The following is a 25046-nucleotide window of genomic DNA, read 5'->3' as shown; positions in this document are numbered from 1 at the left end:
TTTTTTTACAAAAAGCTTGAAAGTTACGTAACGTCATCTTTTATAATGAAAGGGAAGAGGTGATGGTAGTGATTTCAATACAAGAACTGACGAGAGAAACAGGGGTTACAGTACGTACACTACGTTATTATGATCAAATAGATTTATTAAAGCCGAGCGGAAAAACAGAGGGTGGACATCGGTTATATAGTGAAAGTGACGTTATTCGTTTGCAACAAATTTTATTTTTAAAAGAAATGGGATTTTCATTAAAAGAAACTGCGAATATGTTAGTAAAAGGTGAGCTGGATTTAAAAAATTCGCTTGAAAAACAACTTCGGTTTGTACAGGAAGAACAAAAGAAATTTAATCGAATGGAGAGTGTTTTACAAGCAGTTGTTTATTCGGTAGATGTGGAGGGAGAACTCGATTGGAAAGTTATGTTTGAACTGATTCAGCTTTCGAAGCAGTCTCCTCGTATACGTGAAATATTTCAAAATGAAGTATTTTCAAAGGAAGAACAAAAATTGCTTCATAATTTACCAAACATGAGTAAGGAAGATCCGAATGTTTTAGAATGGGTAGATTTATTAAAGCAATTACGCACTTTTATGAAAGACGGTAAAGAAGCTGCTAGTGATGAGGTACAAGGGGCAATGAAGAGATTAATGCAGAAGTGTTTAGAAATGGCCAATGGTGATGAAGCGTTTTTAGATAAGTTATGGGAAGTTAGAAAATCGAAGGAAGATTCACAGAAAATGAGCATGTATCCAATTGAAGAAGAACTTTTAGTGTATATGGATGAGGCTTTTCGTATTTATGATGAAAGGGAGAAGGATAAATGAGCATACTCGCAGAATATCGTTGGTATTTTTTAATTGGGGCAGAAATTGTATTTTGGTTATCAGCTATCGGTTTCTTTTTACTTCGCTACGGATTCCGTTTGAAAAAGGCGAGTTTTATTATGGGAATTGTACTCCTCGTAAATGAAGTGTTTATTTTAACTTTAGGAGTAGTGGACTATTATCAAACAGGAAAGTTCTCTAACTTTCAAATTATTACTGTAATTATTTTATTGTATGCAGTTTTCTACGGGAAAAAGGATTTGAAGAAGCTTGATATATTTGCACAAAAATCAGTTGCGAAATGGCGTAATGAACCGGCGCCTATTATTGAAGAACAGGTAGAATTAACAGGCATGGCCTATGCAAAGCAGGAAATAAAAAATTGGGTATTACATCTTGTTTTATTCGTTGGTGTGCACATATTCTTTTTCTTCGCGTATGGATTTATTCCATTTGAACAATGGGGTAATTGGTTAGAATCGGGAATCGTTTTAAATAAAGCTGCAAGTCGCGTGAGCCAAGTGTGGGCGATTGTATTTTTAGTTGATACAGCAATTTCATTTTCATATGTGATTTTTCCGAAGAAGGAGAAAGGAAAAGAAAAGCTACTTTCATAGTTGAAAGTAGCTTTTCTGGTATACAAATAATTTTTATAGGAGAGGATGACAATAGAAAAAAGAATCAGCTGTATATGTCTATTTCTCTTTAGTTTAGTAGCATGTTCACCATCTAGCACTACAATTGATAAGAAGAATGATGTCATTGTAAAGGGAGTAGGAACTTCCAATCTAGATAAATTCGAACAGTTCGTTATGAACGTTGATCAAGGGGAAGTTGATAAAATAAGAATTGTACAGTATACCGATGAAGGTGACCCGGTTTTTCAAACGTTAGAGCATAGTGGGAAAGATATCCTTTATGTGTTAGATAGTAGACAAGACAAGTTTGCTGGTGACCATAAAGGATTACATAAAGATAGTTGTAAAAGTATTGTTAAAGAGCAGCGCGAATCAGAAAGTACTTATCGGTTAACAGATTGTACGAATGAAGATGGACGCAATGGATATGACTTATTATATGTATCAAAAAAATAGAGTTAGTAGAGGAAGGAAGTATTTACTCCTTCCTTTTTCTATGTGTATATTGTCGAAAACTTTACCGAATATCTGTTCGTTTTTTTAGGTTTTTTATAGGTATTCGTGGTAAAATAATAATACAGATTTTTATGAGGAGGTCGGATTTTCTTGGAACGTCAATTTGAAATTGTCTCAGCGTATTCCCCGCAAGGTGATCAGCCGGTAGCTATAGAGAAGCTTGTAGAGGGAATTAATAGTGGAAAGAAAAAGCAAGTGTTGCTTGGAGCAACAGGAACGGGTAAGACATTTACGATTTCAAATGTCATTAAAGAAGTGCAAAAGCCAACACTTGTTATGGCTCATAATAAAACGTTAGCAGGGCAGTTATATAGTGAGTTGAAAGACTTTTTCCCGAATAATGCAGTTGAATATTTTGTTAGTTACTACGATTATTATCAGCCAGAAGCGTATGTACCACAAACAGATACGTTTATTGAAAAAGATGCGCAGATTAATGATGAAATTGATAAATTGCGTCACTCGGCAACGTCTGCATTATTTGAACGGGACGATGTAATTATTGTTGCGAGTGTTTCTTGTATATATGGCTTAGGTTCTCCAGAAGAATACCGCGAGCTAGTTGTTTCGCTTCGAGTTGGTATGGAAAAAGACCGTAATCAATTGCTTCGTGAACTTGTTGATGTACAGTATGGACGTAATGATATTGATTTCAAGCGTGGTACATTCCGTGTGCGAGGAGATGTAGTTGAAATCTTCCCGGCATCACTTGATGAGCATTGTATTCGAATCGAATTTTTCGGTGATGAAATCGATCGTATTCGTGAAGTAAATGCGTTAACAGGTGAAGTATTAGCAGAACGTGATCATGTAGCAATCTTCCCAGCATCTCACTTCGTTACACGTGAAGAAAAGATGAAGGTCGCTATTGAAAATATCGAAAAAGAATTAGAAGAGCGTTTAAAGGAATTAAATGATAACGGCAAGTTGTTAGAAGCGCAGCGTATAGAACAGCGTACACGTTATGATTTAGAAATGATGCGCGAGATGGGATTTTGTTCAGGTATTGAAAACTACTCCCGTCATTTAACACTTCGTCCAGCGGGGGCAACGCCGTATACGCTATTAGACTATTTCCCGAAAGATTTCTTAATCGTTATGGATGAATCGCACGTATCAGTACCACAAGTAAGAGCGATGTATAACGGGGACCAAGCGCGTAAGCAAGTGCTTGTGGATCATGGATTCCGTCTGCCGTCAGCTTTAGATAATAGACCGCTCACATTCGATGAGTTTGAAGAGAAAACGAATCAAGTTATTTATGTTTCAGCAACGCCAGGACCGTATGAGTTAGAGCAGTCGCCAGAAGTAATAGAACAAATTATTCGTCCAACAGGGCTTTTAGATCCACCAATTGATATACGACCAATTGAAGGGCAAATTGACGATTTATTAGGAGAGATTCAAGATCGTATTGCAAAAAATGAACGTGTATTAATTACGACTTTAACGAAGAAAATGTCAGAGGATTTAACGGATTACTTAAAAGATGTAGGAATTAAAGTTAACTATCTTCACTCTGAAATTAAAACGTTAGAACGTATTGAAATTATCCGCGATCTTCGCCTCGGTAAATTTGATGTACTTGTCGGCATTAACTTATTGCGAGAAGGATTAGATATTCCGGAAGTATCACTTGTAGCTATTTTAGATGCTGATAAGGAAGGGTTCTTGCGTTCAGAACGTTCATTAATTCAAACAATCGGTCGTGCCGCGCGTAATGAAAACGGCCGCGTTATTATGTATGCAGATCGTATAACGAAATCTATGGGAATTGCGATTGAAGAAACGAAGCGTCGTCGTAGTATACAAGAAGCTTACAATGAAGAGCATGGTATTACGCCGAAAACGATTCAAAAAGGCGTTCGTGATGTTATCCGTGCAACGACAGCTGCTGAAGAGACAGAAACATACGAAGCAACTCCTGCTAAGAAAATGACGAAAAAAGAGCGCGAAAAGACAATTGCGAAGATGGAAGCAGAGATGAAAGAAGCAGCAAAAGCGTTAGACTTCGAGCGTGCAGCTGAACTAAGAGATTTACTATTAGAATTAAAAGCGGAAGGGTGAAAAAAGTGAGTAAGAGCAAGGATTTTATCGTTGTAAAAGGTGCTAGAGCACATAACTTAAAAAATATTGATGTAACCATTCCGAGAAATCAGCTTGTCGTTGTAACGGGATTGTCTGGTTCGGGGAAATCATCATTAGCATTTGATACGATTTATGCAGAAGGGCAGCGCAGATACGTAGAATCGTTATCTGCGTATGCGCGCCAGTTTTTAGGACAAATGGATAAGCCGGATGTGGACACGATTGAAGGATTGTCACCAGCAATTTCAATCGATCAAAAAACGACGAGTCGTAACCCACGTTCAACTGTCGGAACGGTAACGGAGATTTATGATTACTTACGTTTATTATTTGCACGAATTGGTACGCCAATTTGTCCGAATCATGGCATTGAAATTACGTCACAAACAGTAGAGCAGATGGTAGACCGTGTTCTTGAATATCCTGAACGTACGAAATTACAAGTGTTAGCGCCTATCGTTTCTGGGCGTAAAGGTGCGCATGTGAAAGTACTTGAAGATATTAAGAAGCAAGGATATGTTCGTGTACGTGTTGATGGTGAAATGCTTGATGTATCTGAAGATATTACGTTAGATAAAAATAAGAAGCATTCCATTGAAGTTGTAATTGACCGTATTGTTGTAAAAGAAGGAATCGCAAGCCGCCTTGCTGATTCACTTGAAAGTGCATTAAAGCTTGGCGGAGGCCGAGTGTTAATTGATGTAATGGGAGAAGAGGAACTTCTGTTTAGTGAACATCATGCTTGTCCGCATTGTGGTTTTTCAATCGGAGAATTAGAGCCGCGTATGTTCTCATTCAACAGTCCGTTCGGAGCATGTCCTTCTTGTGATGGACTTGGTTCAAAGTTAGAGGTAGATTTAGAGCTTGTTATCCCGAACTGGGATTTATCATTAAATGAACATGCGATTGCACCTTGGGAACCGACAAGTTCACAATACTATCCACAACTTTTACAATCTGTATGTAATCACTACGGCGTTGATATGGATATGCCTGTGAAAGATATACCGAAAGATTTATTTGATAAAGTGTTGTACGGAAGCGGGGAAGAGAAAGTTTATTTCCGCTATGTAAATGAATTTGGTCAAGTAAAGGAAAATGAGATTTTATTTGAAGGTGTTATTCCAAACATTGAACGTCGTTATCGCGAAACGAGTTCCGATTACATTCGTGAGCAAATGGAAAAGTATATGGCAGAACAAGCTTGTCCAAAGTGTAAAGGTGGACGCTTAAAGCCTGAGAGTTTAGCTGTATTTGTTGGCAATAAAACGATTGCTGACGTAACGAAGTATTCAGTTCAAGAAGTACAAGAATTCTTCTCAAATGTAGAGCTAACGGAGAAGCAACAAAAAATAGCTCATTTAATTTTAAGAGAAATTCAGGAGCGCGTTGGGTTCTTAGTGAACGTTGGTTTAGATTATTTAACGTTAAGTCGTGCCGCAGGAACTTTATCAGGTGGTGAGGCGCAGCGTATTCGTTTAGCGACGCAAATTGGTTCTCGTCTAACTGGCGTACTTTATATTCTTGATGAGCCTTCAATTGGTTTACACCAGCGTGATAACGATCGTCTTATTCGTACATTGCAAGAAATGCGCGATTTAGGCAATACGTTAATCGTTGTTGAACATGATGAAGATACGATGATGGCTGCTGACTATTTACTTGATATAGGGCCTGGTGCAGGTATTCACGGTGGACAGGTCGTTTCAGCGGGGACACCGGCTGAAGTTATGCAAGATGAGAATTCATTAACAGGGAAGTATTTAAGTGGTAAAGAGTTTATTCCAGTTCCACTTGAAAGACGTAAAGGTGATGGACGTAAAGTAGAGATTGTCGGCGCAAAAGAGAATAATTTAAAGAACGCGAAAATGTCATTCCCGCTTGGTACGTTTGTAGCGGTAACGGGTGTATCTGGTTCTGGTAAAAGTACGATGATTAATGAAGTATTATATAAATCGTTAGCACAAAAGTTATATAAAGCGAAAGCAAAGCCAGGTACTCATAAAGAGATTAAAGGTCTTGAGCATTTAGATAAGGTAATTGATATTGATCAATCACCAATTGGTCGTACACCACGTTCTAATCCAGCGACGTATACAGGTGTATTCGATGATATTCGTGATGTGTTTGCCCAAACGAATGAAGCGAAAGTGCGCGGATATCAAAAAGGACGTTTCAGCTTTAACGTAAAAGGTGGCCGTTGTGAAGCGTGCCGTGGTGATGGAATTATTAAAATTGAAATGCATTTCCTACCAGATGTGTATGTTCCGTGTGAAGTTTGTCACGGTAAACGATATAATCGTGAAACGTTAGAAGTGAAATATAAAGATAAGAATATTTCTGAAGTGTTAGGGATGACAATTGAAGATGGAGTAGAATTCTTCGCCAATATTCCTAAAATTAAGCGTAAACTTCAAACGCTTGTAGATGTTGGGCTTGGTTATATGAAATTAGGTCAACCAGCAACAACGTTATCTGGTGGGGAAGCACAGCGTGTGAAATTAGCTTCTGAATTACACCGTCGTTCTACAGGTCGTACGTTATACATTTTAGATGAGCCAACGACTGGTTTGCATGCGCATGATATTGCACGTCTTCTAGAAGTGCTGCAACGTCTTGTTGAGAGCGGTGAGACGGTACTTGTAATTGAACATAATTTAGATGTAATTAAAACAGCTGATTATATCGTTGACCTTGGACCAGAGGGCGGAGATAAAGGTGGACAAATCGTTGCTTCAGGAACGCCAGAGCAAGTAGTGAAAGAAGAACGCTCATACACAGGTAAGTATTTAAAAGAGATTTTAAATCGTGATAAAGCAAGAATGAAAGAGAAAATAAAAGAAGTAGAGTTATCGCAATAAGTTTATTGATGAAAACCGAGTGGAAATGACGCTCGGTTTTTATTTTACGAGGAAAAACTGGTAAGCATGTTAGTAGGTATACAAGCATGAAAGATAGAATAAGTTGATATAAGTGTTTGTATCATACTTGCGTTTATTATCTATTAGCGTATGATGAAATATATATGTTTAAAAGGATGTGTGACGAAATGAGATGGATTGTATCACTTCTTGTAAATAGCGTTGTGTTAATCGCTGTATCGGGACTTTTAAAAGGGATTGCACCAGATGCATTTTACGTAGCAAATATACAAACTGCAATTATTGCTAGTATTATATTGGCGGTTTTAAATGTGTTCGTAAAGCCGTTTTTAATTTTAATTACGCTACCAATTACTGTTGTAACTTTCGGCTTCTTCTTAATTGTTATTAATGCGATTACGTTAAAAATAGCAGATTCATTATTAGGAGATGCTTTTAATATATCAGGATTTGGTGTAGCGATTGTTGCGGCATTTTGTATTTCAATTTTTAATATGATAATTGAAAAGGCAATTGTTGAACCTCTATATGAAAAAAAGAGAAAGTGACAAAAAGAAAAACATTTCATTATTCGTATGAAATGTTTTTTTCTATTTATTAGAAACCGTATTTCTTGTTTCCAGAAAAAAATGGTACAATATCCGATAGAATGGAATTTTACATCAAACGAGACTGAACCCGCAGCGGAGTGGAGGTTTATACATATGCCGAAAGTAAGGACAAAAGATTTAATTGAACAATTTCAATTGGAGTTAATCAGTGGTGAAGAAGGCATTCATCGTCCGATTGATACAAGTGATTTATCACGACCTGGAATTGAAATGGCAGGATTTTTTACATATTATCCAGCAGATCGTGTGCAGCTTCTTGGAAAGACGGAGCTTACGTTCTTTGACACGTTAACGTCAGAGCAAAAACAAGAGAGAATGAAAGCGCTTTGTACTGAGGAGACGCCATGTATTATTGTAACTCGTAATCAAGATGTACCAGATGAGTTATTACAAGCATCACGTGAATCAGGTATGCCTTTATTACGTTCTTCTCAAACGACAACTAGATTATCAAGTCGTTTAACAAACTATTTAGAAGGTAAGTTAGCACCAACAACTGCTGTTCATGGTGTGTTAGTAGATATTTACGGTGTTGGTGTTTTAATTACAGGTCAAAGTGGTGTTGGTAAAAGTGAGACAGCTCTTGAGCTTGTAAAGCGTGGTCACCGTCTTGTTGCGGATGATAGTGTAGAAATTCGTCAAGAAGATGAAGACATGTTAGTCGGAAGCTCACCAGATTTAATCGAGCATTTATTAGAAATTCGTGGTCTAGGTATTATTAACGTTATGACGTTATTCGGTGCAGGGGCAGTACGAAATTACAAGCGTATTACACTTGTTATTAATCTTGAAATTTGGGATCAAAAGAAAAATTACGATCGCTTAGGTCTTGATGAAGAGAAAATGAAAATTATTGATACAGAGCTTACGAAGATTACACTTCCAGTTCGTCCTGGTCGAAACTTGGCTGTTATTATTGAAGTAGCAGCGATGAACTTCCGTTTAAAACGTATGGGAGTCAATGCAGCACAGCAGTTCTCTGAACGATTAATGAGTGCAATTGAGTTAGGAAATCAGGAGTAAACTTTGGAGAGGGAGGTCATATACATATGCTGTTAGCTTCTGTACCACAGCTTGACCGTGTAGCTATCCAACTTGGGCCATTTCCTGTGTATTGGTACGGGATTATTATCGGTACAGGTGTGCTATTAGGTCTTTGGCTGGCAACTCGCGAGGGAGAAAGGCTAGGTATTCCAAAAGATACATTTGTTGACCTTGTATTAATTGCAGTACCGATCGCTATTCTTTTTGCGAGAATGTACTATGTTATTTTTGAATGGGAATATTACGCACAAAATCCGAGTCAAATTATTAATATTCGTCAAGGTGGTTTGGCGATTCATGGTGGTTTAATCGGGGCTGTTATTACAGGTGTTCTTTTTGCGAAACGACGCGGACTTTCTTTCTGGAAGTTGGCTGATATTGCTGCACCAAGTATTTTACTAGGACAAGCAATTGGCCGATGGGGAAACTTTATGAACCAAGAGGCGCATGGTGATGAAGTAACGAGACAGTTTTTAGAAGGTCTTCATTTACCGGATTTTATTATTAATCAAATGTATATTGAGGGTGTGTACTATCATCCGACGTTTTTATATGAATCATTATGGAATTTTGCAGGCGTAATTTTACTACTTGCATTAAGAAAAGTGAATTTACGTCGCGGGGAATTATTCTTCACATATTTAATTTGGTATTCAGTAGGACGCTTCTTCGTAGAAGGCTTACGTACAGATAGTTTAATGCTAGGACCACTTCGTATTGCACAAGTAATGTCAATTGGACTTGTTGTTATTTCTATTATTTTCATTATTGTGAGACGAAAAATGGGGCAAGCTGATAAAAGATATTTAGAAAATTAGAGACAAGTAGCATCTTATTATAAGATGCTGCTTCTTTCATATTCAGGAAGGCGAAAGGACTAAGGCGATGAGAATAAATACAGTTTTATTTGATTTAGATGGAACTTTAATTAATACAAACGAACTTATTATTTCTTCTTTTTTACATACTTTAAATACATATTATCCAAATCAATATAAGCGTGAAGATGTATTGCCATTTATCGGTCCATCTTTGCATGATACTTTCAGTAAGATTGATGAAAGTAAGGTTGAAGAGATGATTACAAGTTATCGCGAATTTAACCATGATCATCATGATGAATTAGTAGAAGAATATGAAACTGTATATGAAACAGTTCGAGAGTTGAAGAAGCAAGGTTATAAAGTTGGTATTGTTACAACGAAAGCGAGACAAACCGTTGAGATGGGATTACAGTTGTCAAAGCTTGATGAATTTTTTGATGTTGTCGTGACAATTGATGATGTAGAGCATGTGAAACCACATCCAGAGCCACTTCAAAAAGCGCTTGAATTATTAGATGCAAAACCAGAAGAAGCATTGATGGTTGGGGATAATCATCATGATATTGTCGGTGGTCAAAATGCGGGGACGAAAACAGCTGCGGTTTCATGGACGTTGAAAGGTAGAGCGTATTTAGAGGCTTACAAGCCGGACTTTATGCTAGATAAAATGAGTGATTTGCTACCGATTTTGTCTAATATGAACCGTTCATAAAGGTCCAAGTAAGTTAGTAGAGGAGCGAGCTAAGTGCGACGGACAACGCGCTATCCTGTTTCAGGAGAAAATTCATTATGGAATGTGTATAAAACAGTGTCTTTTTGGAAGGTAATGAAAAACTTTATTATTATCCAAATTGCACGTTACACGCCATTTTTATCTGTGAAGAATTGGTTGTACCGCACTTTTTTACGGATGAAAGTAGGAAAGAAAACATCATTTGCGCTTATGGTAATGCCGGATATTATGTTCCCAGAAAAGATAACTGTGGGAGAGAATTCGATTATTGGCTATAACACAACGCTTTTAGCACATGAATATTTAATTCGTGAATATCGACTTGGGGAAATCGTCATTGGAAATGAAGTGATGATTGGAGCGAATGTAACAATATTACCAGGTGTGAAAATTGGAGACGGTGCGACTGTCTCAGCTGGCACACTTGTTCATAGAGATGTACCGAGCGGTGCTTTCGTAGGTGGAAATCCAATGCGTATTATTTATACGAAAGAGCAAATGACCGCCAGAGAAGGTTCATGGTGAAAATGTAACATTTCTCCTCTTTTTTTATGAATAAAAAGGAAATAATTGAGTATAATATACTGTTTTGTTTTTTACGGAATCGTTTATACTTATAGATAGAAGAATGTGTGAACGAAGAAAACAAAAAACTGGAGGATATATGGGGAAAAATCAAAGGATATATAAGGAGAACGGACAAGTTATCTCTTTTAATCAATTAGCGGACTTCTTTTATAAAAAAGGGATGAGAGCTTACAAAGGACAAAAATTGCAAGATGCAATTAAATATTTTCGAAGAGCGGCACAAAGTGAGAAGGAGCCGTTTATTTTATGTCAATTAGCAACAGTATTATCTGAGGCTGGTGAATATCAAGAGTCGAATCAAACCTTCTTAAAGTTAGTTAGATCTAATCCTGAACTTGAACAGTGCTATTATTTTATTGCAAATAATTATGCATATATGGGGTTATTTCAACAGGCGAAGAAATATGCGGATCGCTATTTAGAAGTTGCAAAAGAGAAGGAATTCGTAGAAGATACATTAGAACTTCTAGAGATTATGGAAGAAGAAGCAATGGGTGCGGAAGAGATTGAAGATGAAGATGATTTAATTGTTATGCAGGAAGAAGCGAATCGTTATATTCGTAATGGACAATTAGAAGAAGCAATTGCTACATTAGAAATTGTTACGAAAGATTATCCGGAATTTTGGTCAGGTCATAATAATTTAGCCATTGCACATTTTCAATCGGGTAATGTAGACAAAGCGCTGAAGTTAACAGAAATGATTTTAGAGAAAAATCCTGGTAATATACATGCGCTTTGTAATACACTTATTTTTCTATATTCAATTGGAGAGCATAAACAAGTAGAAGCATTAGCGGGACAGCTAGTTTCAGTATATCCAATTTCATTTGAACATCGTTTGAAACTGGGAACTACACTTGCAACAATTGGTTATTTCGAGCATGCATATAAATGGTTCAAACTATTAAAGCGTCAAGGATATGAGGGAGACGTTAGTTTTTATTATTGGTTTGCATATTCTGCTTATATGGTGAAAGATCAGCAACTAGCTGAAAAAATGTGGCAATATGTCGTGGAATTGCATCCTGATAAAAAGGGAAAAGAACCGTGGAATGCGCTGAATTTAGCAGATGAAGGACAAAACATGTTATTTGAAGAATTACGAAAATCATTTCAGCAAAGTGCGACGCTAGAAGAACAAATGCTAGCTTTATATTTAATGAATGAATTGTCAACGCCGGAGAAGGTGGGATTCTTCTTTGATATAACGCAAGCGAAGAACGGTGTTCCCATCGTATCACAACTTGCAAAGTACTTCTTTTTACTTAATAGTCATAAGAGTATTCCAGCTGATTTACAGCAATTTGAGCAGTGCGCGAGAATCGCGGATGCATTATACAATTATACGAAAAAAGATGATGAATTAATTGAAGAGTGTTTACACTTTTGGTTTTGTACGTTCATACGTTTATATACATCTGGAGACATATTTACAAATGTGTACGGCTGGTCAGCTGCGATTGAATACATTGTACGCGGCGAACAAGGAAATAAAATGACACAGTCGGAGCTTGGAGATGTATATAATGTATCTGTAGCGACTGTCCGAAAGTATGTGCAAGCTGTTAAGCGTACGCACACATAAGATAAGCAAATCATTGGGAAAAAAATGATGCTAACAGTATAATGAGGGTAACTTAATTGTGTAGGAATGGATAGGAGTGAATAGTGTGTCAGAAGAAAAAATTTATGATGTCGTTATTATTGGTGCAGGACCAGCTGGTATGACAGCTGCAGTATATACATCTCGTGCAAATTTAAGCACATTAATGCTTGAGCGTGGTATTCCAGGTGGCCAAATGGCAAACACGGAAGATGTAGAAAACTACCCAGGTTATGAGTCTATTTTAGGACCAGATTTATCAAATAAAATGTTCGAGCATGCGAAGAAATTTGGTGCTGAATATGCATACGGTGATGTGAAAGAAGTCATCGATGGTAAGGAATACAAAACAATTATTGCTGGTAAAAAAGAATATAAAGCACGTGCAATTATCGTTGCAAGCGGTGCAGAGTATAAAAAAATTGGTGTACCGGGTGAAACAGAACTTGGCGGCCGCGGTGTATCATATTGTGCAGTATGTGACGGAGCATTCTTTAAAGGAAAAGAACTTATCGTAATTGGCGGCGGAGATTCTGCTGTTGAAGAGGGTGTGTTCTTAACGCGCTTCGCATCAAAAGTAACGATCGTTCACCGTCGTGACACGCTTCGTGCACAGAAAATTTTACAAGACCGTGCTTTCCAAAACGAAAAAGTAGATTTCATTTGGAACCACACGATAAAAGAAATCAACGAAGCAAGTGGTAAAGTAGGAAGTGTAACACTTGTGGACGTAAATAGTGGAGAAGAGAAAGAAGTCAAAACTGACGGCGTATTCGTATACATCGGTATGTTACCTTTATCAAAACCATTTGTTGAACTAGGTATTACAAATGAAAATGGTTACCTTGAAACGAACGAGCGTATGGAAACGAAAATTCCTGGTATTTTCGCAGCTGGTGATGTTCGTGAAAAAATGCTTCGTCAAATTGTAACTGCAACAGGTGACGGTAGTATTGCAGCGCAAAGTGCACAACATTACGTAGAAGAATTATTAGAGGAATTAAAAACTGTATCAGAAAAATAAGGGATAATATACCTTGTGAGAAGAAAGCTACCGACAGGAGCTTTCTTCTTTTTTTGTGTGAAAATGTCAAAGTTTTGTCAAAAAATATAAGGATTATAAGCTTTCTTATTGATATACTGGACTTTACGGAAAAAATCACTATAAGAAATGAGGAATTTATTCAGTATGGAATGGCGTAATATATATCGTGGATTTTGTATGGGCGTTAGTGATTTAATTCCTGGTGTGAGCGGCGGTACAATCGCTGTTGTGTTAGGGATTTATGAACAATTGCTTGCGGCAATTAGTGGATTCTTTAGTCGTGAATGGAAAAAACATTTAGGATTTTTAATTCCACTTGCAGCTGGTGTGGCAGCGGCATTTTTAACGTTAAGTCACGTTATTAAATATTTACTTGCAAATCATTATGAACCGACTCAATTTTTCTTCCTCGGTTTAATTATTAGTATATTACCGATGTTAATGAGGGAAGCTGATGCAAAGTCGTCGTTTAAAGGTAAGCACATCGTTTTATTAATAGTTGCAGCAATTCTTGTTGCGATTACAGCTTTCTTTAAACCAGATAAGGCAGCAGATCCAATTACGACGTTAACAATTTTAAATGCAATTGGTTTATTTTTCGCAGGATGGATGGCTAGTATGGCCATGCTGCTTCCTGGAATTAGTGGATCGTTTATTTTATTAATTATTGGTGTGTATCCAACAGCAATTAACGCTTTAACTACACTTAACTTACCTTTAATCGTGGTTATCGGTGCTGGTGTTATGGTTGGATTTGTTGTAAGTAGTAAAGGCATTAGTTTTTTATTAGATCGTTATAAAAGTATGACATTTGCGGCAATTATTGGACTTGTAATCGGTTCGATTGTAATTGTATTCCCTGGGATTCCGACTGGCGGATTTTCAATTATAAGTTCAATTATTACCTTTGTTTTAGGATTTGCGATTGTTACTTATTTCGGTAAGAAATAAGTACTTTAATCCCCTTGGCGATAAAAAGCGTTAAGGGGATTTTTCATGCTATTCATTCAAAGTATAAGCATTTACATTGCTTGTTATAGAAAGCTTTTTTAAAATTGCTGAGTAGCATATGCTTAGCGAAAGAGGACTGGCTCCTTCGTTGTAGCAAACTGTTTTTGATAGTATAATGAAAGAAGTATGCAGTGAGAAATTTTACTGCAAGTAGCTGAGGTGAAGAAACATGCAAAGAGTGACAAACTGTGTGTTAATTAGAGATAATGAAGTACTCTTACTCCAAAAACCTCGCCGAAATTGGTGGGTTGCACCAGGCGGGAAAATGGAGCGTGGTGAGACTGTAAGAGATTCCGTTGTTCGCGAGTATCGTGAAGAAACAGGTATTTATTTGAAAAACCCAGCGTTAAAGGGGGTCTTCACCTTTGTCATCCAAGAAGGTGATAAAGTTGTTTCTGAATGGATGATGTTCTCCTTTTTAGCGACAGATTTTGCAGGAGAAAACAAACTAGAGAGCGAAGAAGGCATCATTGGTTGGCATACATTTGATAAAATTGATGATTTAGCAATGGCGCCAGGAGATTATCACATTATTGATTATTTAATTAAAGGAAATGGCATAATCTACGGTACATTTGTATATACCCCAGATTTTGAGTTGCTTTCATATCGATTAGATCCGAGTTAAACCGTCAAGGAGAGGATACAATGACAGAGAATAATGATATAAAAATGGTAATTATTACAGGGATGTCTGGAGCTGGAAAAACAGTAGCTTTACAAAGTTTTGAAGATTTAGGATATTTTTGTGTGGATAATTTACCACCGATGTTATTGCCAAAGTTTATTGAGCTTATGGCGGATTCAAAAGGGAAAATGAATAAAGTGGCACTTGGTATTGATTTACGTGGCCGCGAGTTTTTCGAACATTTATGGGGAGCACTTGATGATTTATCAGAACGTACATGGATTATTCCTCATATTTTATTTTTAGATGCGAAAGATAGTACGCTTGTAACTCGTTATAAAGAAACGAGACGTTCGCATCCACTTGCCCCAACTGGTTTGCCGTTAAAGGGAATCGAAGCAGAGCGTAATTTATTAACAGATATGAAGGCACGAGCGAATATTGTGCTTGATACATCGGATTTAAAACCGAAAGAATTACGTGAAAAAATTGTTCACTTGTTCTCAACAGAAACTGAGCAAGCATTTCGTGTAAATGTTATGTCATTTGGATTTAAGTACGGTATTCCAATTGATGCAGATTTAGTATTTGATGTTCGTTTTTTACCAAATCCATATTACATTCCACACATGAAGCCATTAACAGGACTAGATGAAGAAGTTTCTTCGTATGTACTGAAATTTAATGAGACACATAAGTTTTTAGAGAAGTTGACGGATCTGATTACTTTCATGCTGCCTCATTATAAAAGAGAAGGCAAAAGTCAACTTGTAATTGCAATTGGATGTACAGGTGGACAGCATCGTTCTGTTACGCTTACAGAATACCTTGGGAAACATTTGAAACCAGAGTATAGTGTTCATGTATCTCATCGTGATGTGGAGAAGAGAAAGGGCCATTAAGGGATGAAAAAAGAGAGAAAGCCTAAAATTGTCATCATGGGAGGCGGAACTGGACTCTCTGTTTTATTAAGGGGATTAAAGCAATATCCTGTTGATATTACAGCAGTTGTTACAATTGCTGATGATGGTGGCAGTTCGGGTAGATTACGTGATGAGCTAGAAATTCCACCTCCAGGTGACATCCGTAACGTACTTGTTGCGTTATCGGATGTAGAGCCACTGGTGGAAGCTTTATTTCAGCACCGTTTCACAACAGGAGACGGACTGAAAGGTCATGCGTTAGGAAATCTATTGTTGGCAGGTATGACCTCGATTACAGGAGACTTTTTCCATGCAATTACAGAAACAAGTAAAGTATTAAATGTCAGAGGACGTGTATTACCAGCAGCGAATCAAAGTGCGGTACTTCATGCGGAACTTGAAGATGGGGAAATTGTAACAGGTGAATCAAAGATTCCTTATTACGGAAAGAAGATTAATCGTGTCTTTTTAACTCCAGAAGATGTAGAGCCATTGCATGAAACGTTGGCTGAGATTAAACGAGCTGATTTACTTGTTTTCGGTCCTGGAAGTTTGTATACGAGTATATTGCCCAATTTAGTTGTTAACAAAATTGGAGACGCTGTTCTTGCTGCAAAGGCGAAGAAGGTATATGTATGTAACGTTATGACACAAGCGGGTGAAACGATGGGATATACTGCTTTTGATCATGTGCAGGCGTTACACGATCATTTAGGGCAACCATTTATCAATACTGCAATTGTAAATAACCGTGAGATTCCTTGTGAATTACGCAAGTCATATGAGGAAGAAATGTCTACACCAGTTGTAGTGGATGAAGAACGTTTTGTTGAAAATAATATTGATGTTATTCAAGAGGGATTAGCGAAGTATGATGATCATGTTGTAAGGCATGATACGTTAAAGTTAGCGTCCATTTTATATTCATTGTTATAAATATGCGTTGCCTCGTTTGAGGTAGCGCTCCTCATTCATATAGGACAAGAATTTTGTTCCATAATAATCGTATAAGGAGGTGTTGACTGTGTCATTTGCATCAGAAACAAAGAAAGAGTTGACGAATCTTGAGATGAAGGAATGCTGTGAGAAAGCAGAATTATCAGCGTTACTTCGAATGAACGGGTCGCTTTCTTTTTCAAACCGTCGTCTATCTATCGATATTCAAACGGAAAATGCGGCAATTGCAAGAAGGATTTATACGCTTTTGAAAAAAGGATATGACGTGACGGTAGAATTGCTTGTCCGTAAAAAAATGCGCTTGAAGAAAAATAATGTATATATTGTGCGGCTTGTTGAGAAGTCTCGCGAAATATTAGCTGATCTTCATATCGTTCGAGATGACTTTTCATTTATTCGAAATATATCACAAGAATTGATTGAGAAGAAATGTTGTAAACGATCGTACTTACGTGGCGCATTTTTAGCAGGTGGTTCAGTAAATAACCCAGAAACATCATCTTATCATTTAGAAATCTTTTCGTTATATAAGGAACATAATGATGCTATATGTGAACTGATGAACGGATTTGATTTAAATAGTAAGACGTTGGAAAGAAGAAAAGGGTACATTACGTATTTGAAAGAAGCAGAAAAAATTACAGAGTTTTTAAATATTATAGGTGCTCATAATGCACTTTTAAGATTTGAAGATATTCGAATCGTACGTGATATGCGTAATTCTGTAAATCGTTTAGTGAACTGCGAAACAGCTAATTTAAATAAAACAATTGGTGCAGCACTAAGACAGATTGAAAATATTCGTTATATTGATGAGACAGTTGGTCTTGATATTTTGCCGGATAAATTACAAGAGATTGCACAATTACGAAGAGATTATCAAGATGTAACATTGAAAGAGTTAGGTGAGATGGTATCCGGGGGGAAGATTAGTAAGTCGGGTATTAATCATCGTTTGCGTAAAATCGATGAAATCGCAGAGAAATTACGCGCGGGGGAAACGTTAGTAAAAAAATAAGAGGTTAAAGGGGAAATGGAGCTGTGGTTCAAAAACGAGTTCAGGTTTCATTAAAAAACGGTTTACAAGCACGTCCGGCTGCGTTGTTTGTACAAGAGGCAAATCGCTTTCATGCAGATATCTTCATCGAGAAAGATGGAAAGACAGTAAATGCAAAGAGCATAATGGGGATTATGAGCTTAGCAATTGGAACTGGAAGCATGATAACAATTACAACAGAAGGTTCAGATGCAGAAGAGGCTTTAGAAGCATTAGCTGCATATGTACAATAAAAAGCTATCGCGTATATGCGATAGCTTTTTGTTTTGTTGTTTGTGCGGATTAGCGGGGAGGGGTATTTAGCTGGTTTGTCCTTGTCGGAGATTGTCGGTAAATCGATATGTTGTGTCGAACCGTTGATATATTAAAAAAATCGTTGATATAATTTAAGTTTTGTTCGATATAATTGAAAAATCGTTGATATATTTAGAGGGATACTGGATGGGGTATGTGAGCGGGGAACAATATATAAAAGAAGCGCCCAATTATAGGGCGCTTCCGCTTTTAGTTATATCCAGCTCCAGCGGCTAGAATCTCCGGTTGTTTCGCCCCTTCATTCGAGGCAAAAAGCGCCTCGGAATCAGGGCTCCATCGCCCTGCGATTCTGAACGAGCCGCTTTCGCTTTTAAGTATTAACGATTTGTAAAGATCTTATCGATTAAACCGTATTCTAAAGCTTTTTCTGCTGTCATGAAGTTGTCGCGGTCTGTGTCGCGTTGTAGTACTTCAAGTGGTTGACCAGTGCGGTCAGCAAGAATTTGGTTTAGTTTTTCACGTAAGAATAGGATACGTTTTGCAGCGATTTCGATTTCAGTCGCTTGACCTTGTGCTCCACCAAGTGGTTGGTGAATCATTACTTCACTGTTTGGAAGTGCATAACGTTTTCCTTTTTCACCTGCTGCAAGTAAGAATGCACCCATAGATGCAGCCATACCGATACAGATTGTTGATACTTGTGGTTTAATAAACTGCATTGTATCATAGATTGCCATACCCGCTGTGATAGAACCACCAGGGCTGTTGATGTAGATGTGAATATCTTTTTCTGGATCTTGAGATTCCAAGAATAAAAGCTGGGAAACGATTGAGTTAGCTACGTTGTCATCAATTGCACTACCAAGCATAATGATGCGGTCTTTTAATAGTCGAGAGTAAATATCGTAAGCGCGTTCTCCACGATTTGTTTGTTCAATTACTGTAGGAATTAAATTCATCTGTTATTTCCTCCTTATAAAGCTTTCTTAGTCTTATAATACAATTATGGTCAATAAAGGTCAAACGAAACCACTTTAAATCAAAAAAATATGTAGTTGTACCATGAAATATTCGCTATGTTTTCGAAATTCCCTGCTTATGTATCTTCAACATCATAACCGAATTACATAAATTTAAACGTTATGAAAACTGGAGAAAAAAGAAAAGAACGCCTTTTAACTGAAGCGTTCTTTCGATAATTAGTCTTTTAAAAGATAGGTTACTTTATTTAAAATTTTTTCGATTTGTTTGGCGTTTTTACTATACATTTCGCTTGCTGATTTCGACTTTGTTTCTAGGGAAAATAGTTCAAGATCAGCATGACATTTTTTTAAAGATGCTAATAATAAAGGTTTATTTTGAGGAGAAGGCATTTGGAGTTTGTCATTGTAAATGTCGATAGTAAGTTGTCCGTATGAATCCACTTGACCGAGGAAGACATTTTCAATAACAACACCGAGTTTTTCTAATTCTGAATGTAGCCAAGCGCGGTTATGTCCGCTTGCTGAAAGAGGTTCATCTAGTACATTTCCATCCATAATAACAGTTTGTGGTTCTTTCTCGTTTGGTACTTTTAAACCGATGTCTTTTGCTGTAAGTGGCTGAGAATCTTTCTTTAATAATACATTTAATTCTCCGCTCGGTTCTAAGACAGCAAATTCGACTTCAGCTACGCTGAACGCACTTTTTCCACGGAGAAGTTCCAGTAATTCGTCACTCGTATATTTTTCTTTCTTTAAATTATCTTCGAGTATCTTTCCGTCTTTTATTAATACGGTAGATTTTCCTTCAAAGAAGTCCCGAGCTGTTTTGTTCTTTAAAGAGAGGATTCCTGTTAAAAAAGGTACCACAGCGAAAATGAGTATCGCAAAGACGCCGTGAAAAAATTTTGAATCGAGCCCTGTAGATACTTGGGCAGCGATGTCACCAATCGTCATTCCGGCTATGTATTCAAAAAAGGAAAGCTGAGAGATTTGTCTTTTCCCTAACCATTTCGTAATAGCGAATAAAATAATTAATATGAATACAGAGCGAAGAATGACAAGTGTCCATTCCGGCAGGTGAGACATAGTCGTTTCCTCCAGTCTACTTAAAACCCTTTATATTGAGGTTCTTCACGTTCTAATACTGAAATTCTATCCTTTAAATCAGCGATGACGCTGTCCATTTCTAACATACATTCATGAAATACGCGTTTTGATTCTTCGTCTTGTGAATTTAATGAAAGAGAGCTTAAGCTTGCTTGAGCTCCCCTTACACTAGCAAGGCAAGTTTTTACGCTAGCGATAACAGTCATATAAACACCTCTTATCCTTTTGGTTTGAATAACAACGCTCCAATGAAGCCGAAAATAATAGCTGCTGATACACCGGCGCTCGTTACTTTAAACATGCCGGTAATAACGCCAACGATGCCATGTTTTGCAGCTTCTTCCATTGCGCCATGAACGAGGGCATTACCAAAGCTTGTAATAGGTACAGTTGCCCCGGCTCCAGCGAAATCAATTAATGGCTCATACAAATTAAATCCATCTAATATAGCTCCAGCAACAACGAGTGTTGCCATTGTATGAGCGGGGGTTAGTTTGCCGACATCAAACATAAGTTGGCCGATTACACATATGAGTCCGCCAATGACGAAAGCCCAGAAAAAAATCATTGCGTTGCACCTCCAAATTCAATCGAAACGGCATGAGCGATACACGGAATCGTTTCTTCTTGTTGGAATGTAAGTGGAGATAGTAAAGCGCCTGTCGCAACGACAAGTATTTTTTGGAACTCTCCTCTTTTCATTCGGTTTAATAAATGACCGTACACGACTGTTGCGGAACATCCAGGCCCACTAGCACCAGCTATGACAGGTTGTCCTTCTCTATAAATAATAATTCCGCAATCTTGAAATTGTTCGCTCGTTACTTTCGTTCCGTGTTTATGTAGTAAGTCATAAGCAATTTCGCGTCCTACATGTCCGAGATCGCCTGTTACGATTAAATCGTAGTAAGAGGCATCAATTTGGCGTTCACGTAAATGGGCTTCAATTGTATCAACTGCAGCTGGAGCCATTGCGCCTCCCATATTAAACGGATCCGTTAATCCCATATCAACAACTCGCCCAATCGTTGCAGATGTTACTCTTGGACCATGGCCAGTATCGCTTAAAATAGCGGCTCCTGCTCCGGTTACTGTCCACTGTGCAGTAGGCGGCTTTTGTCCACCGTATTCGGTAGGGTAGCGGAATTGTTTTTCTACAGCAGTATTATGGCTTGAAGCTCCAGTTAATAAATATTTTGCACCTTTTGCATTTACGATACTTGCCCCAAGTGCTAAACCTTCCATAGAAGTAGAGCAAGCCCCGAATAATCCGAGATAAGGAGTGCCGAGTGTGCGGCAAGCAAAGCTTGTTGGAGTAATTTGATTAATTAAATCTCCTGCGAGTACGAATTGAATATCATCTTTACGAAGCTCTGCTTTTTCAGTAGCGCGACTACAAGCTTCTTCGAATAAAATTTTATGTGCTTTTTCATAGGAATCTTGTCCGAGCCATAAATCTTCATGAAGGATATCGAAGTCTTCTGGAATGTTCCCCTTTGCTTCAAATGGTCCACCGACAACCCCTGTTGAGATAATGACTGGTTTGTTTTCAAATACCCACGTTCGGTGTCCTTGTAACATTTATAGCCCTCCCCATTGAACGAGAATCGTTTTAATAAGTGCGATGACGAAAGCGGAAAATACACCAAATAAAATTACAGAACCAGCTAGTTTAAACATATTGCCGCCAACGCCAAGGACAAATCCTTCCGTTCGATGCTCAATACATGCGGCAATAACAGAGTTACCAAATCCAGTAACAGGTACAGCTGTACCTGCTCCGGCAAACTGTCCAAAACGATCGTATATACCAAATCCAGTTAGTAACATGGAGATGAAAATGAGAGTTGCGACTGTTGGATTGCCTGCTGAGCGTTCAGTGAAATCAAAATATGTGATGTAAAAAGTAGAAATAAGTTGACCGATGAAGCAAATAAAACCACCGACGAAAAAGGCTTTTATACAATTTTTTAAGACAGGTCGTTTCGGTTCGCGTTCTTGTTCGAATTTTTTATACTCCTGTTGTACAGGGGTTAAGTTTTTATCTTTACTAGCCATTGCAATCCTTCCTTTTCTTTTAAAAAGCGTTAAGTGTTAGACTCCATTTTTTTACCAATGAATTTTAATTGTTTATTAATTTCATCTTTAGATACTTCTTTTTCCTTAATTTTTCTTTCGAGTTTTTCGAGTAACATAAAGATTTTTTTATCTGTACTGACACGAACATCGAAAGTAGGATGCTCATCACTTAGCTGCTTTTGAAGCTTTTTACGAAGAGGTTTTAATCCAAACCTTTCGTGATGCTCAGGTGTAACTGCTATGTAGAGATCTAAATTTGAATTCACTGCTGTGCTTTTTATAATTTCATCCATAGCGAGAGCTGTTTTTTTCGCTCCTTGTGATATAGATTGATTAAAGGATTCCGTACTCGTCTTTGTTAACTTTGGACCTTTTTCTTTCTCCGTTCGTTTTGCTTCTTCTTTCACTTTTTTATCTAAAGGACTATTATCACATCCGGTAAAAGAGCTAAATAGAAGTGCAAATAATGCGGTTATGAGGCCGAGTTTTCGCATAATTATCATTCCATTTCTATTGCAATATGTAATGTGATAGAAAAAGGATGACTGCATATCATCCTTTTTCTATTTCACAGCAAGACTGATTCGTTATTGCTGTGAGTATTGTGGTTCTTCTTGTTGGACTTCTTCAACGCGTGGGTTTAAAGAATCGATAATCGTTTGTGTTTGCTGCGCAGCTGTTTGGAAAAGTTGCTTCGCTTGTTGGTTATCCGTATCAAGAGCGAATCCCTCTAAGCTAGCTTGTGCACTTTTTAATCCAGAAACAGTTTGCTTTAGTTTCGTAATTACAGTCATTGAATGAAGCCCCCTTTGGAATATCAATTCAAAGATTATAATTTGTGAGTTGGGGTGAATTTATGATTGGAAAATTTAGGGGTGAAATAGATTTTATATGCCTTTAGCTAAGATGCATAAGGTATTACGGGGATATTTTTATTGATTTAGATGGATTTTATTGCTATTATTATGAGAAGAAAATGAAGTGTTTTCTATAATCATGCGCCCATAGCTCAGTCGGATAGAGCGGTGGTTTCCGGTACCACGTCTGCCGGGGGTTCGAATCCCTCTGGGCGCGTCAAAAAGTCCTAACTTACGTTTTGTAGGTTAGGACTTTTTTTATTTTCCTCTTGTTATATCTGGTGATAAGATTTACTATTAGTACTTGATTATAATTTTTAAACTTATTATTTTCTTTCAATATTATTCAAATTTCGGTTGTAAGTTGTAAATCTCATTAATACATATAAATTAATAATATTTTGGAATGGGTGTCTGTGATAGCATTCTCCTTTTACCAAACTTATTGTACAATAGAAACAAGGGGGAGATTAGTTTGAAGGCAAGTCTTTTACAAGAACAAAGCTTACGTTTGGCAATGACACAAGAGTTAAGGCAAGCGATTACAATGCTCCAGTATAATGTGCAAGAATTATCGGAGTTTTTGTATGAGCAATCGTTAGAGAATCCCCTTATTGAGTTAGGTGGTTTTGAGAGGGAGAAGAAAAAGAGCTCTAACAACAGTAAAAGTACCAGCAAACAAGTCGAGAATCAGATGGAGATCTACAGTGTGGATTCTACAACGATTCAGCAACATTTATTAAATCAAATACAGTATTATAAAATAGATGAAGAACAGCGAAAAGTAGCTTCTTTCATTATTATGAACATGGATGGAAATGGATATTTACAAGAAACGAATGAAGAGTTAGCAGAGCTCCTTTCTGCGCCCATTCATGTAGTCGACCGCTCTGTAGAGCTTGTCCAATCACTGGAACCAGCAGGGGTAGGGGCGCGTAATATTCAGGAATGTTTAACTTTGCAATTGAAGCGCTTACAAAGACGTAATGGATTAGCAGAAGAGGTTGTAGAAGATCATTTCGCTTATTTCGTGAAGAAAGATTGGCGAAAGCTCGTTCAAGTGTTGAAGTGTAGTAATGAGGAATTGCAGAGTGCGGTAAATTGTATAACGTCATTACAACCAAAACCTGGTCTTGCGTTTTCTTCAGATAAACCACTTTACATTGTACCTGATATGGCGGTGAAAAAAGATGGCGATCGCCTCGTTTTACAAATGAATGAGAGAAATATGCCGAGAATTGAAATTCACTCTGAATATAGTGCGCTTCTTAATAATAGTGAAAGTGAAGTAGCGTCTTACGTATCAGAAAAGTATCAGCATGTGCAGTGGATTATGCGTAGTTTGAAGCAGAGAAAACAGACATTGCTGCAAGTAATGACTATTATTATGGAAAAACAACGTGATTTCTTCTGGAAAGGTCCAGAGTATTTAAGACCTCTCGCTTTAAAAGAGGTAGCGGAAGAGTTAAGTGTGCATGAATCGACAATTAGTCGTGCGACGCGAAATAAATATGTGCAAACACCCCACGGTTTATTTGAGATGAAATCGTTCTTTAGCAATGCCGTTTCGACGACTGAAGATGAAGCAGTTTCTACAAAACGTGTAAAACAATTTATTCAAACGCTAATTGGGGCAGAGGATAAGAAAAAGCCACTTTCGGATCAAAAGATTTCAAAATTATTAGAAGAAGAGCATGAAATTGTTATTTCTCGAAGAACAGTGGCGAAGTATAGAGAACAAATGCATATCCCAGCTTCGTCATTACGAAAAACGATCGGATAGGTGAAGA

At 37.5% G+C, this 25046-nt stretch carries 27 protein-coding genes and 1 tRNA gene; 20 read left to right on the top strand and 8 right to left on the bottom strand.

Annotated elements, in window-relative coordinates:
• The first annotated feature begins 62 nt into the window (after positions 1-62).
• The 18 genes from GD442_RS25225 to GD442_RS25140 all read left to right on the top strand — a co-directional run bounded on the left by GD442_RS25225 (position 63) and on the right by GD442_RS25140 (position 18208).
• On the top strand, positions 63-824 hold the full coding sequence (locus tag GD442_RS25225) for a MerR family transcriptional regulator (protein WP_031312723.1): 762 nt from the start codon (positions 63-65) through the stop codon (positions 822-824).
• Positions 821-1441, top strand: a complete 621-nt coding sequence (locus tag GD442_RS25220) for a hypothetical protein (RefSeq protein ID WP_000025211.1) — start codon at positions 821-823, stop codon at positions 1439-1441. The genes GD442_RS25225 and GD442_RS25220 overlap by 4 nt, the downstream gene beginning before the upstream one ends.
• A gap of 45 nt (positions 1442-1486) precedes the next feature.
• Complete coding sequence (locus GD442_RS25215) at positions 1487-1918, top strand: DUF4362 domain-containing protein (protein ID WP_000151273.1); 432 nt, start codon at positions 1487-1489, stop codon at positions 1916-1918.
• 150 nt (positions 1919-2068) lie between these two features.
• Positions 2069-4045: an excinuclease ABC subunit B gene (gene uvrB, locus GD442_RS25210; RefSeq protein WP_000441059.1), complete on the top strand. Its 1977-nt coding sequence runs from the start codon at positions 2069-2071 to the stop codon at positions 4043-4045.
• Positions 4046-4050: 5 nt separating this feature from the next.
• Positions 4051-6927 (top strand): excinuclease ABC subunit UvrA, encoded by a 2877-nt coding sequence (uvrA, locus tag GD442_RS25205; RefSeq protein ID WP_119684125.1) that lies wholly within the window; start codon positions 4051-4053, stop codon positions 6925-6927.
• Positions 6928-7115: 188 nt separating this feature from the next.
• Complete coding sequence (locus GD442_RS25200; RefSeq protein WP_159365226.1) at positions 7116-7496, top strand: phage holin family protein; 381 nt, start codon at positions 7116-7118, stop codon at positions 7494-7496.
• Positions 7497-7652: 156 nt separating this feature from the next.
• Positions 7653-8582, top strand: coding sequence for an HPr(Ser) kinase/phosphatase (gene hprK, locus GD442_RS25195; protein ID WP_001127250.1), 930 nt, complete (start codon positions 7653-7655; stop codon positions 8580-8582).
• Between the two features lie 26 nt (positions 8583-8608).
• On the top strand, positions 8609-9421 hold the full coding sequence (gene lgt, locus GD442_RS25190) for a prolipoprotein diacylglyceryl transferase (protein WP_000922849.1): 813 nt from the start codon (positions 8609-8611) through the stop codon (positions 9419-9421).
• Positions 9422-9488: 67 nt separating this feature from the next.
• Entirely contained in the window at positions 9489-10139 is a 651-nt protein-coding gene (gene ppaX, locus GD442_RS25185; RefSeq protein WP_001222403.1) for a pyrophosphatase PpaX, read from the top strand.
• 33 nt (positions 10140-10172) lie between these two features.
• On the top strand, positions 10173-10685 hold the full coding sequence (locus GD442_RS25180) for an acyltransferase (RefSeq protein WP_001255070.1): 513 nt from the start codon (positions 10173-10175) through the stop codon (positions 10683-10685).
• Positions 10686-10824: 139 nt separating this feature from the next.
• A complete protein-coding gene (locus GD442_RS25175) occupies positions 10825-12336 on the top strand; it encodes a tetratricopeptide repeat protein (protein WP_000517739.1) in 1512 nt (503 codons plus the stop codon).
• An 85-nt stretch (positions 12337-12421) separates the two neighbouring features.
• Positions 12422-13378: a thioredoxin-disulfide reductase gene (trxB, locus tag GD442_RS25170; RefSeq protein ID WP_001288078.1), complete on the top strand. Its 957-nt coding sequence runs from the start codon at positions 12422-12424 to the stop codon at positions 13376-13378.
• Between the two features lie 165 nt (positions 13379-13543).
• A complete protein-coding gene (locus GD442_RS25165; protein WP_000455197.1) occupies positions 13544-14350 on the top strand; it encodes a DUF368 domain-containing protein in 807 nt (268 codons plus the stop codon).
• A 229-nt stretch (positions 14351-14579) separates the two neighbouring features.
• The gene (locus GD442_RS25160) at positions 14580-15038 is read left to right on the top strand and encodes an NUDIX hydrolase (protein ID WP_001190080.1); all 459 of its coding nucleotides are present in this window, start codon (positions 14580-14582) and stop codon (positions 15036-15038) included.
• A 20-nt stretch (positions 15039-15058) separates the two neighbouring features.
• Positions 15059-15940, top strand: coding sequence for an RNase adapter RapZ (rapZ, locus tag GD442_RS25155; RefSeq protein WP_000138459.1), 882 nt, complete (start codon positions 15059-15061; stop codon positions 15938-15940).
• Between the two features lie 3 nt (positions 15941-15943).
• Entirely contained in the window at positions 15944-16897 is a 954-nt protein-coding gene (locus GD442_RS25150) for a gluconeogenesis factor YvcK family protein (RefSeq protein ID WP_000712188.1), read from the top strand.
• An 88-nt stretch (positions 16898-16985) separates the two neighbouring features.
• Positions 16986-17936, top strand: coding sequence for a DNA-binding protein WhiA (whiA, locus tag GD442_RS25145; RefSeq protein WP_000006558.1), 951 nt, complete (start codon positions 16986-16988; stop codon positions 17934-17936).
• Positions 17937-17959: 23 nt separating this feature from the next.
• Positions 17960-18208, top strand: a complete 249-nt coding sequence (locus GD442_RS25140) for an HPr family phosphocarrier protein (RefSeq protein ID WP_000250307.1) — start codon at positions 17960-17962, stop codon at positions 18206-18208.
• A 399-nt stretch (positions 18209-18607) separates the two neighbouring features.
• Here the strand turns inward: GD442_RS25140 and clpP are convergent, their stop codons facing one another.
• From clpP to GD442_RS25100, 8 genes are all read right to left on the bottom strand, one after another.
• On the bottom strand, positions 18608-19189 hold the full coding sequence (gene clpP / locus GD442_RS25135) for an ATP-dependent Clp endopeptidase proteolytic subunit ClpP (RefSeq protein WP_001049162.1): 582 nt from the start codon (positions 19187-19189) through the stop codon (positions 18608-18610).
• Positions 19190-19429: 240 nt separating this feature from the next.
• Positions 19430-20299 (bottom strand): DUF421 domain-containing protein, encoded by an 870-nt coding sequence (locus GD442_RS25130; RefSeq protein WP_000018924.1) that lies wholly within the window; start codon positions 20297-20299, stop codon positions 19430-19432.
• A gap of 20 nt (positions 20300-20319) precedes the next feature.
• Positions 20320-20526 carry a DUF1657 domain-containing protein gene (locus GD442_RS25125; protein WP_000215909.1) on the bottom strand — a complete coding sequence of 69 codons (207 nt, stop codon included), beginning with the start codon at positions 20524-20526 and terminating at the stop codon, positions 20320-20322.
• 11 nt (positions 20527-20537) lie between these two features.
• On the bottom strand, positions 20538-20888 hold the full coding sequence (spoVAE, locus tag GD442_RS25120) for a stage V sporulation protein AE (protein ID WP_000575919.1): 351 nt from the start codon (positions 20886-20888) through the stop codon (positions 20538-20540).
• Positions 20885-21901, bottom strand: coding sequence for a stage V sporulation protein AD (gene spoVAD / locus GD442_RS25115; RefSeq protein WP_000938973.1), 1017 nt, complete (start codon positions 21899-21901; stop codon positions 20885-20887). The genes spoVAE and spoVAD overlap by 4 nt, the downstream gene beginning before the upstream one ends.
• The gene (spoVAC, locus tag GD442_RS25110; protein WP_000146953.1) at positions 21902-22378 is read right to left on the bottom strand and encodes a stage V sporulation protein AC; all 477 of its coding nucleotides are present in this window, start codon (positions 22376-22378) and stop codon (positions 21902-21904) included. It abuts the gene before it with no gap.
• Between the two features lie 29 nt (positions 22379-22407).
• Entirely contained in the window at positions 22408-22893 is a 486-nt protein-coding gene (locus GD442_RS25105; protein WP_001228549.1) for a YhcN/YlaJ family sporulation lipoprotein, read from the bottom strand.
• Between the two features lie 93 nt (positions 22894-22986).
• Positions 22987-23193 carry a DUF1657 domain-containing protein gene (locus GD442_RS25100; protein WP_000216166.1) on the bottom strand — a complete coding sequence of 69 codons (207 nt, stop codon included), beginning with the start codon at positions 23191-23193 and terminating at the stop codon, positions 22987-22989.
• A gap of 204 nt (positions 23194-23397) precedes the next feature.
• On the opposite strand from GD442_RS25100, the gene GD442_RS25095 reads away from it, so the two are divergent.
• Positions 23398-23473 (top strand) — tRNA-Arg (locus tag GD442_RS25095).
• 258 nt (positions 23474-23731) lie between these two features.
• Positions 23732-25039 (top strand): RNA polymerase factor sigma-54, encoded by a 1308-nt coding sequence (gene rpoN, locus GD442_RS25090; protein WP_000647961.1) that lies wholly within the window; start codon positions 23732-23734, stop codon positions 25037-25039.
• Positions 25040-25046 lie beyond the last annotated feature (7 nt).

The organism is Bacillus sp. A260 (assembly GCF_009861435.1).
GTDB classification, from domain to species: Bacteria; Bacillota; Bacilli; order Bacillales; family Bacillaceae_G; genus Bacillus_A; species Bacillus_A cereus.
The sequence above is the reverse complement of the archived record's forward strand: the minus strand, read 5'-3'. Positions and strand labels throughout refer to the sequence as shown.

Coding starts and splice junctions, on each gene's coding strand:
- GD442_RS25105 (WP_001228549.1), bottom strand. CDS start 22,893: ATGCGAAAACTCGGCCTCATAACCGCATTATTTGCACTTCTATTTAGC.
- hprK (WP_001127250.1), top strand. CDS start 7,653: ATGCCGAAAGTAAGGACAAAAGATTTAATTGAACAATTTCAATTGGAG.
- GD442_RS25165 (WP_000455197.1), top strand. CDS start 13,544: ATGGAATGGCGTAATATATATCGTGGATTTTGTATGGGCGTTAGTGAT.
- GD442_RS25160 (WP_001190080.1), top strand. CDS start 14,580: ATGCAAAGAGTGACAAACTGTGTGTTAATTAGAGATAATGAAGTACTC.
- GD442_RS25200 (WP_159365226.1), top strand. CDS start 7,116: ATGAGATGGATTGTATCACTTCTTGTAAATAGCGTTGTGTTAATCGCT.
- spoVAE (WP_000575919.1), bottom strand. CDS start 20,888: ATGATTTTTTTCTGGGCTTTCGTCATTGGCGGACTCATATGTGTAATC.
- GD442_RS25100 (WP_000216166.1), bottom strand. CDS start 23,193: ATGACTGTAATTACGAAACTAAAGCAAACTGTTTCTGGATTAAAAAGT.
- GD442_RS25175 (WP_000517739.1), top strand. CDS start 10,825: ATGGGGAAAAATCAAAGGATATATAAGGAGAACGGACAAGTTATCTCT.
- GD442_RS25215 (WP_000151273.1), top strand. CDS start 1,487: ATGACAATAGAAAAAAGAATCAGCTGTATATGTCTATTTCTCTTTAGT.
- GD442_RS25225 (WP_031312723.1), top strand. CDS start 63: ATGGTAGTGATTTCAATACAAGAACTGACGAGAGAAACAGGGGTTACA.
- clpP (WP_001049162.1), bottom strand. CDS start 19,189: ATGAATTTAATTCCTACAGTAATTGAACAAACAAATCGTGGAGAACGC.
- GD442_RS25125 (WP_000215909.1), bottom strand. CDS start 20,526: ATGACTGTTATCGCTAGCGTAAAAACTTGCCTTGCTAGTGTAAGGGGA.
- ppaX (WP_001222403.1), top strand. CDS start 9,489: ATGAGAATAAATACAGTTTTATTTGATTTAGATGGAACTTTAATTAAT.
- rapZ (WP_000138459.1), top strand. CDS start 15,059: ATGACAGAGAATAATGATATAAAAATGGTAATTATTACAGGGATGTCT.
- GD442_RS25130 (WP_000018924.1), bottom strand. CDS start 20,299: ATGTCTCACCTGCCGGAATGGACACTTGTCATTCTTCGCTCTGTATTC.
- GD442_RS25220 (WP_000025211.1), top strand. CDS start 821: ATGAGCATACTCGCAGAATATCGTTGGTATTTTTTAATTGGGGCAGAA.
- lgt (WP_000922849.1), top strand. CDS start 8,609: ATGCTGTTAGCTTCTGTACCACAGCTTGACCGTGTAGCTATCCAACTT.
- GD442_RS25150 (WP_000712188.1), top strand. CDS start 15,944: ATGAAAAAAGAGAGAAAGCCTAAAATTGTCATCATGGGAGGCGGAACT.
- spoVAC (WP_000146953.1), bottom strand. CDS start 22,378: ATGGCTAGTAAAGATAAAAACTTAACCCCTGTACAACAGGAGTATAAA.
- spoVAD (WP_000938973.1), bottom strand. CDS start 21,901: ATGTTACAAGGACACCGAACGTGGGTATTTGAAAACAAACCAGTCATT.